The sequence below is a fragment of the Streptomyces sp. NPDC033845 genome, from assembly GCF_055576225.1.
The window spans coordinates 82,130-94,410 of the sequence record NZ_JBVIRI010000013.1; the positions used below are offsets into that span (position 1 = coordinate 82,130).

The 12,281-nt window shown below is 71.8% G+C and carries 11 protein-coding genes; 1 reads left to right on the plus strand and 10 read right to left on the minus strand.

Annotation, left to right across the window (positions count from 1 at the left end; translation table 11 throughout):
• Nucleotides 1-185 precede the first annotated feature (185 nt).
• The 9 genes from ACZ50K_RS26070 to ACZ50K_RS26110 all read right to left on the minus strand — a co-directional run bounded on the left by ACZ50K_RS26070 (nucleotide 186) and on the right by ACZ50K_RS26110 (nucleotide 10,006).
• A complete protein-coding gene (locus ACZ50K_RS26070) occupies nucleotides 186-998 on the minus strand; it encodes an HAD family hydrolase (RefSeq protein ID WP_468907390.1) in 813 nt (270 codons plus the stop codon).
• The gene (gene serS / locus ACZ50K_RS26075) at nucleotides 995-2,272 is read right to left on the minus strand and encodes a serine--tRNA ligase (protein ID WP_468907391.1); all 1,278 of its coding nucleotides are present in this window, start codon (nucleotides 2,270-2,272) and stop codon (nucleotides 995-997) included. The genes ACZ50K_RS26070 and serS overlap by 4 nt, the downstream gene beginning before the upstream one ends.
• 525 nt (nucleotides 2,273-2,797) lie before the next feature.
• Entirely contained in the window at nucleotides 2,798-3,733 is a 936-nt protein-coding gene (pheA, locus tag ACZ50K_RS26080) for a prephenate dehydratase (protein WP_468907393.1), read from the minus strand.
• Nucleotides 3,734-3,775: 42 nt separating this feature from the next.
• A complete protein-coding gene (gene efeB, locus ACZ50K_RS26085) occupies nucleotides 3,776-5,050 on the minus strand; it encodes an iron uptake transporter deferrochelatase/peroxidase subunit (RefSeq protein WP_468907395.1) in 1,275 nt (424 codons plus the stop codon).
• Nucleotides 5,051-5,055: 5 nt separating this feature from the next.
• Nucleotides 5,056-7,080, minus strand: coding sequence for a copper resistance CopC/CopD family protein (locus tag ACZ50K_RS26090; RefSeq protein ID WP_468907396.1), 2,025 nt, complete (start codon nucleotides 7,078-7,080; stop codon nucleotides 5,056-5,058).
• Between the two features lie 30 nt (nucleotides 7,081-7,110).
• On the minus strand, nucleotides 7,111-7,605 hold the full coding sequence (locus ACZ50K_RS26095) for a copper chaperone PCu(A)C (protein WP_468907397.1): 495 nt from the start codon (nucleotides 7,603-7,605) through the stop codon (nucleotides 7,111-7,113).
• Complete coding sequence (locus ACZ50K_RS26100; RefSeq protein WP_468907399.1) at nucleotides 7,602-8,252, minus strand: SCO family protein; 651 nt, start codon at nucleotides 8,250-8,252, stop codon at nucleotides 7,602-7,604. The genes ACZ50K_RS26095 and ACZ50K_RS26100 overlap by 4 nt, the downstream gene beginning before the upstream one ends.
• Nucleotides 8,253-8,302: 50 nt before the next feature.
• Nucleotides 8,303-9,055: a YcnI family copper-binding membrane protein gene (locus ACZ50K_RS26105; protein ID WP_468907400.1), complete on the minus strand. Its 753-nt coding sequence runs from the start codon at nucleotides 9,053-9,055 to the stop codon at nucleotides 8,303-8,305.
• A gap of 111 nt (nucleotides 9,056-9,166) precedes the next feature.
• Nucleotides 9,167-10,006 carry a hypothetical protein gene (locus ACZ50K_RS26110; RefSeq protein WP_468907402.1) on the minus strand — a complete coding sequence of 280 codons (840 nt, stop codon included), beginning with the start codon at nucleotides 10,004-10,006 and terminating at the stop codon, nucleotides 9,167-9,169.
• 146 nt (nucleotides 10,007-10,152) lie between these two features.
• Between ACZ50K_RS26110 and ACZ50K_RS26115 the strand changes: the two genes are divergently transcribed.
• A complete protein-coding gene (locus ACZ50K_RS26115) occupies nucleotides 10,153-10,608 on the plus strand; it encodes an ATP-binding protein (RefSeq protein ID WP_468907403.1) in 456 nt (151 codons plus the stop codon).
• 91 nt (nucleotides 10,609-10,699) lie between these two features.
• Here ACZ50K_RS26115 and ACZ50K_RS26120 read toward each other — a convergent pair whose 3' ends face one another.
• On the minus strand, nucleotides 10,700-12,163 hold the full coding sequence (locus tag ACZ50K_RS26120; protein WP_468907405.1) for an aminopeptidase P family protein: 1,464 nt from the start codon (nucleotides 12,161-12,163) through the stop codon (nucleotides 10,700-10,702).
• Nucleotides 12,164-12,281: the final 118 nt, after the last annotated feature.

Below are 12,281 nucleotides of genomic sequence, written 5' to 3' on the forward strand. Positions count from 1 at the left end.
ACCAGGGCTGCCCGGCGCCGCCGGATTCACGGCTGATGCGCGGAAATTCACTGGTACGGCCGGACCCGCGGGGGCAGAGTGGGTCTCGCGGGGAGCAACAAAAGGTCCGGGGCAGCCACTTCGAGCGCGCCTGACGGCGCGGGCCGCCCCGGACCTCCTCACACTTCGCTACCGCCGGCCCTCCGCTACGCGGCACCCAGCAGGCGTTCCAGCACCACCGCGATGCCGTCCTCGTCGTTGGAGGTGCTCACCTCGTCGGCCACCGCCTTCAGCTCCGGATGGGCGTTGGCCATCGCCACCCCGTGCGCGGCCCAGCCGAACATCGGGAGGTCGTTGGGCATGTCACCGAAGGCGATCGTGTCCGCCGCCTTCATCCCCAGTCGTCGGGCGGCCAGCGACAGCCCGGTGGCCTTGCTCAGCCCCAGCGGCAGGATCTCCACCACGCCCGGACCGGCCATCACGATGTCGACCAGACTGCCCACGGTCGCCCGGGCCGCCCGGACCAGGGCGTCGTCGTCCAGCCCCGGATGCTGGATGTACAGCTTGTTCAGCGGGGCCGCCCACACCTCGGCGGTGTCCTTGAGGTACACGGCGGGAAGCCCCTCCTGCACCTCGAACCCGGGACCGAACAGCACGTCGCCGTCCACTCCGTCCCGGCTCGCGGCCAGGGCCAGCGGGCCCACCTCCGCCTCGATCTTGGACAGGGCGAGCCCGGCCAGCTGCCGGTCCAGGGTCACCGAGGTGAGCAGCCGGTGCGACCCGGCGTCGTACACCTGGGCCCCCTGGCCGCAGACGGCGATCCCCTTGTAGCCGAGGTCGTCCAGTACGTGCCGGGTCCAGGGCACCGCCCGGCCGGTCACGACGATGTGCACGGCACCGGCCGCGCAGGCGGCCACCAGGGCCTCGCGGGTGCGCTCCGAGACCGTGTCGTCGCTCCGCAGCAGCGTGCCGTCGAGATCGGTCGCGACCAGCTTGTAGGGGAACGGGGCGGCGCTCACCTGGCGACCGGCTCCAGCAGCTCGCGGCCGCCGAGGTAGGGACGGAGCACCTCGGGCACCCGCACCGAGCCGTCGGCCTGCTGGTGGTTCTCCAGCAGCGCCACGATGGTCCGCGGTACGGCGCACAGGGTGCCGTTCAGCGTGGCCAGCGGCTGGGTCTTCTTGCCGTCCCGGTAGCGCACCGACAGCCGGCGGGCCTGGAAGCCGTCGCAGTTGGAGGCGGAGGTGAGCTCGCGGTACTTGCCCTGGGTGGGGATCCACGCCTCGCAGTCGAACTTGCGGGAGGCGGAGGCGCCGAGGTCACCGGTGGCCACGTCGATCACCTGGAAGGGCAGCCCGAGGGAGGTCAGCCACTGCTTCTCCCAGTCCAGCAGGCGCTGGTGCTCGGCCTCGGCCTCCTCCGGCGCGACGTAGGAGAACATCTCCACCTTGTCGAACTGGTGGACGCGGAAGATGCCGCGGGTGTCCTTGCCGTAGGTGCCGGCCTCGCGGCGGAAGCAGGGGGAGAACCCGGCGTACCGCAGCGGCAGCTTGTCGCCGTCGATGATCTCGTCCATGTGGTACGCGGCGAGCGGTACCTCGGAGGTGCCGACCAGGTAGTAGTCGTCCTTCTCCAGGTGGTAGACGTTCTCCGCGGCCTGGCCGAGGAACCCGGTGCCCTCCATGGCCCTCGGACGCACCAGCGCCGGGGTCAGCATGGGGATGAACCCGGCCTCCGTGGCCTGCGCGATGGCGGCGTTGACCAGGGCCAGCTCCAGCAGGGCGCCGACACCGGTGAGGTAGTAGAACCGGGAGCCCGAGACCTTGGCCCCGCGCTCCATGTCGATGGCACCGAGCAGCTCGCCGAGCTCCAGGTGGTCCTTGGGCTCGAAGCCCTCGGCGGCGAAGTCGCGGACCGTGCCGTGGGTCTCCAGGACGACGAAGTCCTCCTCGCCGCCGACCGGCACGTCCGGGTGGACGATGTTGCCCAGCCGGAGCAGCAGCGCACGGGCGGCGTCATCCGCCTCGTTCTGCTCGGCCTCGGCCGACTTCACGTCGGTCTTGAGCTGCTCGGCCTTCTTCAGCAGCTCCGCCCGCTCCTCCGGGGAGGCCTTGGGGATCAGCTTGCCGAGGGACTTCTGCTCGTTGCGCAGATCGTCGAATCGGACGCCCGAGGACCTGCGGCGCTCATCGGCGGAGAGCAGCGCGTCGACGAGTTCGACGTCCTCTCCACGGGCGCGCTGCGAGGCGCGGACACGGTCAGGGTCTTCACGGAGCAGCCGGAGGTCAATCACCCCTCCAGGCTACCGGGCGGGGCCGGGAGGGATCACACCGATATCACGCTGCGTGGCACTTTGTCCCAATTGCCGAGAATGCAAAACGGGTGGCGCGCGGCCGGAACCGATCGGCGTCCAAGTGTCGATAAATGGGCTTCGATTCCCCGAAAGGGGACACATCGTCGAGCTCGGCCGAGCTCTGTCCACGGTCTGAGCAGCCAGCTTGTCCACAGGAATGAGCACAGCGGCCGGGTTTTCCACAGGCTGTGGTCGGTATCTGTGGATAGGGATAAGGGGCATTCCCCGAGGTCGCCCCGGCGAGCCGAATCAGGGTTCAAACCACCCTCACACACTCATTCGGGTGGGAATGACTCGCCCCAACGAGTTGATCGGTGATGCGGGGGTGACGTCGTTCACCTGCCGCTCGCTCATGCGAAACCTGAGCCCCTGGGCCGATTTGTCGACCCTGTGGCCCACAACTGTCGACTAGTCCACAGGCTGCGGGTCCAGCCTGTGGATAACCCGGTGGATAACCGTGGACGATCAGGCGCGGCCGTCGAGGCAACGGGTCAGCCAGTCCGAGGCGGCGGTGAACTCGCCATCCGTGGTCCCCGGACGGACGGGGCCGATGTCACCCTGCGCTACCCCCGCTCGCGGATAGGAGCCCAGGAAGCGGACCTGCGGGCAGGTCCGCTTCAGCCCCATCAGCGCCTCGCCCACCCGGCGGTCCGAGACATGGCCCTCGGCGTCCACGGCGAAGCAGTAGTTGCCGATGCCCGCACCGGTGGGCCGGGACTGGATGAGCATCAGGTTCACCCCGCGCACCGCGAACTCCTGGAGCAGCTCCAGCAGCGCACCGGGGTGGTCCTCGCCCATCCACAGGACCACGGAGGTCTTGTCCGCCCCGGTGGGCGCGGCGGGCCGGGCCGGCCGCCCGACCAGGACGAACCGGGTCTCGGCGTTCTCGGCGTCGTGGATCTCGGTGACCAGCGCCTCCAGCCCGTAGGTGGCAGCCGCGAACTCGCCGGCGAACGCGGCGTCGTACCGGCCCTCCTGCACCAGCCGGGCGCCGTCGGCGTTGGAGGCGGCGGACTCCCAGACCGCGTCGGGCAGATGGGCGCGCAGCCACTTCCGGACCTGCGGCTGGGCCACCGGATGCCCGGTGACCGTCTTGATCGCGCTGAGCGGGGTCCCGGGCCGGACGAGCAGGGCGAAGGCGATGGGCAGCAGCACTTCGCGGTAGATCATCAGTGGTTCGCCGGAGGCCAGCTCGTCGAGGGTGGCGGTGACCCCGCCCTCCACGGAGTTCTCGATCGGCACCAGTGCCGCCGCCGCCTCCCCGTTGCGAACGGCGTCCAGGGCCGCCGGGACCGACACCATCGGGACGAGCTCCCGGGTGGCGGCTTCCGGCAGGGTGCGCAGGGCGGCTTCGGTGAAGGTGCCCTCGGGTCCGAGATAGGTGAAGCGCGTGGCCGACATGCCGTCAGCCTAATGCCGGGGCGGTACCGGGCGCGGTGCCGTTCACCCTTCGAGCAGGCGCTGCCCCACGTACTCGCCGGGCCCGGCGCCGCCCGGTACCGCGTACAGCCCGCTGGACTCGTGGCGGATGAACACGGACAGGGCGTCGCCGCGGTCGAGCTTGCGCTGGACCGGGACGAACCCGCGCAGCGGATCCGCCTGCCAGCAGATGAACAGCAGCCCGGCGTCCGGGGTGCCGTCCGCCGCGATCCCGTCGTGGAAGGAGAAGGGGCGCCGGAGCATGGCGGCGCCGCCGTTCTGCTCCGGGGCGGAGATCCGGGCATGGGCGTTCGAGGGGATGACCGGCTTCCCGTCGGCGCCGAAGGCGGCGAGATCGGGTTCGGTGGTCTCCTCCCCTCCGGTCAGCGGGGCGCCGTCGGCCTTGCGGCGGCCGATGACCAGCTCCTGCCGGTCCAGCGGCTCCTTCTCCCAGGCGTCGAGGAGCATCCGGATCCGGCGGACGACGGCATAGGAGCCGCCGGCCATCCAGGCGTGCTCGGCCGGGCCGGGCCCCGCCGCCGGGACGAAGATCCGCTTCTCGAAGTCGGGCTCGGCGGGCTTGGGATTGCCGGTCCCGTCGACCTGGCCCATCAGGTTCCGGGCGGTCATGGGACTGCCGGTGGCCCCGGGAGACCGGTTGAATCCGTTCATCTGCCAGCGGATCCGGGCGGCGTCCCCGGCGTCCTTCTGGAGGGCCCGCAGGGCGTGGAAGGCGACCAGACCGTCATCGGAACCGATCTGGATCCACAGGTCGCCCTCGCCGCGTCTCGGGTCCAGCCGGTCCGCGGAGAAGGCGGGGAGCGGGTCCAGGGCCACGGGCCGGCGGGCCGTCAGCCCGGTGCGGTCGAAGAAGGAGTGTCCGAACCCGAAGGTGACGGTGAGCGAGCAGGGTCCGGCGTCGAGGGCGATCCCGGTGTCCGCGCTCGGTGCCGGCTCCCCGGCCATCAGCCGGCGGGCGGTCTCGGACCAGCGCCGCAGCAGGGCCGCGGCCTCCTTGCGGCCGGCCCCCGGGGCCAGGTCCAGGGCGAGCACATGGCCCTTGGCCTGGAGCGGGGTGGTGATCCCGGCCTGCCGGGCGCCGTGGAAGGGGACCTCGGTACTGCCCAGGGAGGCGAGTGCGCCGGGCCGGCCGGTGGCCGTACCGCCCTCCTCGGCGAGCGCGGCGTGCCCCAGGGCCCCGGCGGTCGTGCCGAGTGCGAGTCCCGCGGCCCCGGCCGCGCCGACGGTACCCAGCAGGCGCCGGCGGGAGATCTCGATGTCGGTGGTGCTCTCGGTCACGCTGCTCAGCCGATCTTCACGTTCTTGTTGACGGTCGCTTGGTCGAAGTCGGAGGTCCGCACGGTCACGTCGATGCGCCATTCGCCGCCCAGCGGGAGCTGGACCCCGCTCGCGATCCAGTGTCCGGGAGCGGACCGGTCCGGGGCGAGCGGCAGCGGGCCGATGTCCTTGGCGGGGAGGGTGAAGGCGACCTTGACCTCGGGGGCGTCCAGCGGCAGTCCGGCCGCGTCGTCGATCCAGAGGTGCAGGGTGTTGGCTCCGGTGCGGCCCGGGTCGAGCTCCAGCCGGGCGGTGCCCTTGCCGTTCGCGCCGCCGGTGTCGAAGGGCAGCGTGATCTTGATCGGGCGGTTGGGGACCGCGGTGGAGGCGCCGGGGTTCCGGCTCGCCTCCAGCTCGGCCGCCCGCCCGGGCTCGGTGCTGGTCAGCAGGGTGGTGATGGCGAGCAGCACGGTGGCCACGGCGGCCTCGGCGAGCACCGAGCGGCGGAGTCCGGCCCGCTCCGGGTCGGCGTCGAGGATCCGGCGGGTGCGGGCCTTGGTCCTGGCGGCCTGTTGGCGGGCGAGCTGGGCGGCCCGTTCGGGATCGGCGGGCACGGTGACCGGCTCGGCCGCCGGCTCCGCCTCGGAGTCTGCCTCCGCGTCCGTGTCGATGTCCGCGTCGGTGGCCGTTGTTTCACGTGAAACAGCGCTGCCGTCGGCCAGCCGGGCGGTCCAACGGCGGGACACCGAGGCCACCCCGACCAGTACGGCCACCAGGCCGATCTTGACGAGCAGCAGCTGCCCGTAGCCGGTGCCGGTCAGCGCGGACCAGCTGCCGACCTGGCGCCAGGCCTGGTACAGCCCGGTGGCGGCGAGGACCAGCACGCTGATGAAGGCGATCCGGGAGAACCGCTGCACGGTTTCCCGGGGGAGGCCCGGGCTGGTGCGCAGGGAGATCAGCAGGGCGGTGAGCCCGCCCAGCCAGGTGGCGACGGCCAGCAGGTGGAGGATGTCGACCGGCATGGCCAGCGCGGGCTGGATCCCGGTGGAGGCGTGCTCGGAGAGGGCCCAGGTGGCGGCGATCCCGGCGGCCACCACGGTGCCGCCGATGGCGAGCCCGAAGGTGAGGTCGCCGGTGTCGTCATCGTCCTCGCCGCCGGCGCGGCCGTCCTCGATCCGGCTGCCGTTCTTGCCGTCCGGGTCGGCCGATGACCCGTTCTCGGCGTCCGTCCGGTGGCGTCGGGCGTAGGCCCCGAAGAGTACGGCGATGAAGAGCGCGGCGGCGCCGAGCAGCAGCAGCCGGGACACCAGGGAGGCACCGGTCTTGGTCTCCAGCACCGCCTGGAGCCCGTCGAGGTCGAAGACGTCGGCGAACTTCCCGGACCCCGTGTAGGGGGAGCGCAGGACCAGCAGGACCAGGGTGGCGGTGGTGAGGGTCAGCCAGCCGCGGACGACGAGCTTCTGGAGCGGGCGCTCGGCGGAACCCTCCCGCCGGCAGAGCAGGATGAAGGCGGCGCCGCCGATCATGACCGTGAACCCGCCGTAGGCGGCGTACCGGGCGATGTCGTAGGCGATTCCCACCGGACCGTCGCCCGCCTGCCGGCTGGGCAGGGTGACGTTGGTGGCGGAGGGGGCGCCGATGGAGAAGGTGAAGGCCCCGGAGATGGGGTGGCTGTCCGCCGAGACGGCCTGCCAGGCGACGGTGAAGGTGCCGTTGGGCAGCCCGCTGTGCAGGGCGGTGCCGTAGCGGATGATCGATCCGCTGCACATGTCCCGGAGCTCACCGGTGTCCACCCGCTTGCCCTGCGGGTCCATGACCCGGATGGAGTCCTCGCCCATGGCCACCTTCTCCGAGAAGGACAGGGTGACCTGGGTGGGGGCGGTGGCGAGCACCGCCCCGTCCTTGGGGTCGCTCGCGGTGAGTGCGGCGTGTGCCGTGGCCGGGGCGGCCGCGGTGAACAGGGTTGCCAGCAGGGCTGCGAGGACCAGCACCAGCCGCGGCAGGAGTGCCGGTGCGCTGGTGCGGGCCAGGGATGGGGCGGTGGCCGTCATGGCGAGTCAGTCCCTCGGTCCGTCGGTCCGTCAGTGGGATTCTTCGTTGCTCGGGTTGTGGGTCCGTTCCTTCACATCGAGTTCGACCTTCACCGGACCGGCCTTCTCGAAGAGGAGCTCGACGGCGATCTTGTCGCCGACCTTCGGCTTGTTCTTCAGGCCCATGAACATGACGTGGCTGCCGCCGCGTTCCAGCTTCAGCTCCCCGTTCGCCGGAACGTCCAGCGAGGGGACCTGTCGCATCTTCTGGTCCTTGGTCTCGTGGACCTGGACGTCGTCGGACAGCGGGCTGGTGACGCCGGTGAGCTTGTCGGCGGAGTCCGAGCCGTTCTTGATGACCATGAACCCGCCGGCCATCTCGCTGTTGACCGGCTCGGGCATGAAGGCGCCCTGGACCGTGAGGGAGCCCTTCCCGCCGGATCCGGGGGCGGAGTCCGAGCCGCCGTCGGAGGAGCAGGCGGATATGGCGAGGGCGGCCGTCAGGGAGAGGGCGGCGGCGAGGGTGCGGGTGGTGCGGCGGTTCACGGGTTCTCTCCCTTGACGATCTTCGGCAGGTCCTTGGTGTAGTCCTCGGCGCTGGTGTCCTCCCCGTAGAGGACATAGCCCTCGTCGGTCTTCGGGGAGAAGGCGATGACCTGGGCGCCGTGCATGGAGACGACGCTGCCGTCCGGCTCCTTCTTGGCGGGGTCGATGCCGATGCCGAGGCTGCGGGCGCCTGCCTGGATGGTCTTGAAGTCACCGGTGAGACCGATGAAGGAGGGGTCCTGGGCCTTGAGCCACGCACCGAGCGAGGCGGGGGTGTCCCGCTCCGGGTCGGTGGTGACGAAGACGATCCGGAGGTCGTCCTGGTCGGCCTTGGGCAGGGCCTTCCTGGCCACGGCGATGTTGCTCATGGTGAGCGGGCACACGTCGGGGCAGTGGGTGTAGCCGAAGTAGATGAGGGTGGGCTTGCCCTTGGTCTGCTCGCGCAGGCTCCAGGGCTTTCCGGTGGTGTCGGTGAGGACCAGGTCCGGCTTGTCGAAGGGCCGGTCCAGGACGGTGCCCGGCTTGTTCTTGGCGGGGGCGTTCACCTGGGCCACCGAGCCGTCGGCGGGCTTGTCGCCGCCGCAGGCGGACAGGGCGAGCGCGGCCGCCGCCACCAGGGCGGCGACCGTCACACGTGTGGTGCGCATGGAGAGATGTCCCTGAGATCGGGGATGTACGGGCGGTCTGGGGAAGCGGTTCAGGAGCTGCGGCGGCGCGAGGCGACACCGAAGGCGACCCCGCCGAGACCGATGACGATGCCGGCGACGCCCAGGGTGCGGGCGGTGGTGTCGGAAGCGCTGTCGGAGGCCTTGTCGTGGCCGCCGTCCTCGGCGTCCTTGCCGTGCGCGTCCTGCTTGTCGGCCTGCTTGTCGTCCTTGGGCTCAGGGCTCTTGGCGCCGCCGTCGTGGTGGTCGTCGGCCTTGGCCGGGGTCAGCTTGAGGACCGGGGCCGGGTTCTGGGGCTCCTCGGCGCCCTCCTTGGCCTCCTCGATCCAGCGCACGACCTCGTTGTTGTCGTAGGACTGGATGGCCTTGAATACCAGGCTGTCGGTGTCCTCGGGCAGCTTGCCGACGGAGACCGGGAACTGCTGGAACTTGCCGGGACCGATCTTCCCGCCGGTCCAGGTGATCTTGGAGACGGCCTCGTCGATCTGCTTGCCGTGCACCGTGAGGGGCTTGGCGAGCTTGGTCTTCTCCACGGTCACCACCCAGCCCGGGACGTCCTGCGGCATGGCCGAGGTCAGCGGGTGGTCGGTCGGGAAGCTGACTTCCAGCTTGCTGGTCGAGGCGTTGTCGCGCTCGTTCGGCACCTTGAAGTTGATGGTGGCGTAGCCGCCCTGGGCGGCCTCTCCTTCGGGCTGCACCCCGACGTGGGCGAAGGCGGTGCCGGAGAGGAGGAGGACGGAGCCGGCGGCGAGGGCGGCGGCGAAGGAGACACGAGAGGTCTTCATGGCGGGAACTCCACGGAAGCAGGGATGACGGTCGCTCCGTGCGCGGGCGCGCGCGGAGTGCGCGGCACCGGTGCTCCCTCCCCGTGTCCGGGGTGGCGTGGCGGGGCCGCGTCAGGCTGCGAGGACGTGGACGCCGGGCGGGCCGCGCCGGATGACCGTGTGCTGGAGTGCCTCCCGGCCGGGGGTCCCGGACCGGTCGGGTCCGGGCCCGGCCGCCCGGGTGGCGGCGGGGGCGGTACGGCCGGAGAGCCCGGCGCACAGCACCCGTACGAAGGCCAGCGCGGTCCGCAGGGCCCGTACGGGGGTGGCTTCGGTGGTGCGCCGGGAGAGCCGGACGATCCGGAAGAGGGCGGCGTCCCCGCGTCCCAGCAGCCAGCCGGCGGCGACCGCGGCCAGCAGGTGGCCGAGCAGCATGGGCAGGCTGAACAGTCCGGTGGCGGGCTCGGCGGCGCTGCCGAGCATCTGGGCGGTGTGCCCGTGCGCGGCGTGGGCGCTCTGCCCGGCGAGGTCGGCGGCCGGTCCGTCGGGGTCGATCCCGGCGGTCTCCAGGACCCGGCGGGCCTGGGCGGCGCTGAGCGGTATCGAGTTCCCGCCGCAGACCAGTTTGGCGGCCAGGGCGGCGAGCGAGGTCTCGGTGGAGCCCGGGGCCGCTCCGGTGCCGACGGCCGCCGGCACCGCGCCGTGCTGGCCGAGGCCGAAGAGGGCGTGCAGGGCGAGCTGGCCGACGGAGAGGGAGGCGGCGATGCCGGGGAGGCTGCGGCGGCGTCCGGCGAGCGGTGCCGCACAGCAGAGGACGAGGAGGAATCCGAGGCCGACCGTCCACCAGGGGACGGTGGCGCAGGAGGCGAGGGCGTGCCCGGCCGCGGACAGCACGACGCAGACCGCGGTGAACACCGCGGCCCTCAGGAGCCGGAGACCGGCTCCGGCGCGTGCCGTCTGGGGGGCAGTCATGGCCGGGTCATCATCGCACTGACCTCACACGGCCCATACGGCAGGTCCGGAAGATCCCTTGAGTCCCTCTGGTGACATCGGCCGAATGAGGGCTCTGCCGGGACAGGTGGGCTTACGGGCCGCCGCGGGCGGCAATAGGTACGGGTATGAGCATCTGGTGGTCGCTCCACTTGAGGCGCGAAGCCGCGAGCGTGCCGCTCGCCAGGCGGTTGCTGCTCGGTGCGATGGAGACCGCGGGGGTGGACCCGGACATCTCCTTCGACCTGTCGCTGGCCCTGAGCGAGGCGTGCGCGAACGCGGTGGAACACGGCGGCCGGGATCCCGGGGCGGAGGGCGGCGCGTACCGCGTGACCGCCTATCTGGACGGGGACCGCTGCCGGATCGAGGTGACGGATTCGGGGCCCGGGTTCCCGGCGCACACGGTGGGGCGGCGCAGACGGTCCCCCTCGGGGGCGGAGCTGCGGGAGCACGGCCGGGGGCTCTGCCTGATCGAGGAGCTGGCGGACCACGTCCGGTTCCGCAACCGGCCGGGCCGGGGGGCGGTGGTCAGCTTCGACAAGATGCTGAAGTTCCGGGACCGGGCCCTGCTGACCGCCTCCTGATCCCGGGCGGGGTGTCCCGGTCCGGCGAGGGGGTCCCGGTTCGCCGAAGGGGCGGGACCCGTGCGGGTCCCGCCCCTTCCGTGCGCCGGTGTCAGCCCTTGAGGCGGGCCATCCAGGCCTCGACCTCGTCGGCCTGCCGGGGCAGTCCGGCCGACAGGTTCCGGTTGCCGTCCTCGGTGACGAGGATGTCGTCCTCGATCCGGACGCCGATGCCGCGGTACTCCTCGGGCACGGTCAGGTCGTCGGCCTGGAAGTAGAGGCCCGGCTCGACGGTGAGGCAGACGCCCGGCTCCAGGGTGCCGTCCACATAGGCCTCGGTGCGGGCGGCCGCGCAGTCGTGCACGTCCATGCCGAGCATGTGGCCGGTGCCGTGCAGGGTCCAGCGGCGCTGCAGGCCCAGCTCCAGGACGCGCTCCACCGGCCCTTCGAGCAGGCCCCATTCGACGAGCTTCTCGGCGAGCACGTGCTGGGAGGCGTCGTGGAAGTCGCGGAACTTGGCGCCCGGCTTGACCGCGGCGATGCCGGCTTCCTGGGACTCGTACACCGCGTCGTAGATCTTGCGCTGGATCTCGGTGTAGGTGCCGTTGATGGGCAGGGTGCGGGTGACGTCGGCGGTGTAGAGGGAGTGGGTCTCCACACCGGCGTCGAGGAGCAGCAGGTCGCCGGAGCGGACGGCGCCGTCGTTGCGGACCCAGTGCAGGGTGCAGGCGTGGGAGCCGGCCGCGCAGATGGAGCCGTAGCCGACGTCGTTGCCCTCGACCCGGGCGCGCAGGAAGAAGGTGCCCTCGATGTAGCGCTCGGAGGTGGCCTCCGCCTTGTCGAGGACCTTCACCACGTCCTCGAAGCCGCGGACGGTGGAGTCCACCGCCTTCTGCAGCTCGCCGATCTCGAACTCGTCCTTCACCGCGCGGGCCTCGGAGAGGTAGACGCGCAGTTCCTCGTCGAGTTCCTTGGTGACCTTGTCGGCGAGGGCGGCCTCGATGACGGTGTCGTGGCCGCGGACGGCGCGGACCGGGCCGGTGGCCTCGGCGAGCTCCTCGGGGAGCTTGCGGACGTCCCGGGCCGGGATGCCGAGGAGCTGCTCGGCCTCGGCGAGGGAGTGGCGGCGGCCGACCCACAGCTCGCCCTGGCCGGAGAGCCAGAACTCGCCGTTCTCCCGGTCGGAGCGGGGCAGCAGGTAGACGGTGGCCGTGTGGCCCTCGGCGGAGGGCTCCAGGACCAGGACGCCGTTCTCGGTCTGGTCGCCGGTCAGGTAGGCGTATTCGGTGGAGGCGCGGAAGGGGTACTCGGTGTCGTTCGAGCGGACCTTCAGCCGGCCGGCCGGGACGACCAGGCGGTCGCCGGGGAAGCGCGCGGACAGCGCGGCGCGGCGGGCGGCGGTGTGGCCGGCCTGGGCGATGGGCTCCAGCCCGTGCAGCTCGGTGTCGGCCCAGCCGCTGCGCATGCTCTCGGCGAGCTCGTCGCTGACGCCCGGGTAGAGGCCGTTCTTGCGCTGCTTGTGCGTCTTCTTGGGCTGCTCTTCTTCCGGGGTCTCCGGGGTGAGCTCGTCAGCCACGTCTTCTCCTCCGCATACGTCGGCTCCGTCGGCGACGCCGGTGTTACCGGCCTCGACACCGTGTCCATCGTATGTGCGAGGGGCAAGCGGCTGTCCGGGCTTGTCCGGGATGTGACAT

Excerpts from the sequence above, each read along its gene's own strand:
- pheA (WP_468907393.1), bottom strand. The coding sequence starts at position 3,733 with ATGTCGGCCACGCGCTTCACCTATCTCGGACCCGAGGGCACCTTCACC.
- ACZ50K_RS26105 (WP_468907400.1), bottom strand. The coding sequence starts at position 9,055 with ATGAAGACCTCTCGTGTCTCCTTCGCCGCCGCCCTCGCCGCCGGCTCC.
- ACZ50K_RS26115 (WP_468907403.1), top strand. The coding sequence starts at position 10,153 with ATGAGCATCTGGTGGTCGCTCCACTTGAGGCGCGAAGCCGCGAGCGTG.
- ACZ50K_RS26100 (WP_468907399.1), bottom strand. The coding sequence starts at position 8,252 with ATGCGCACCACACGTGTGACGGTCGCCGCCCTGGTGGCGGCGGCCGCG.
- ACZ50K_RS26110 (WP_468907402.1), bottom strand. The coding sequence starts at position 10,006 with ATGACTGCCCCCCAGACGGCACGCGCCGGAGCCGGTCTCCGGCTCCTG.
- ACZ50K_RS26090 (WP_468907396.1), bottom strand. The coding sequence starts at position 7,080 with ATGACGGCCACCGCCCCATCCCTGGCCCGCACCAGCGCACCGGCACTC.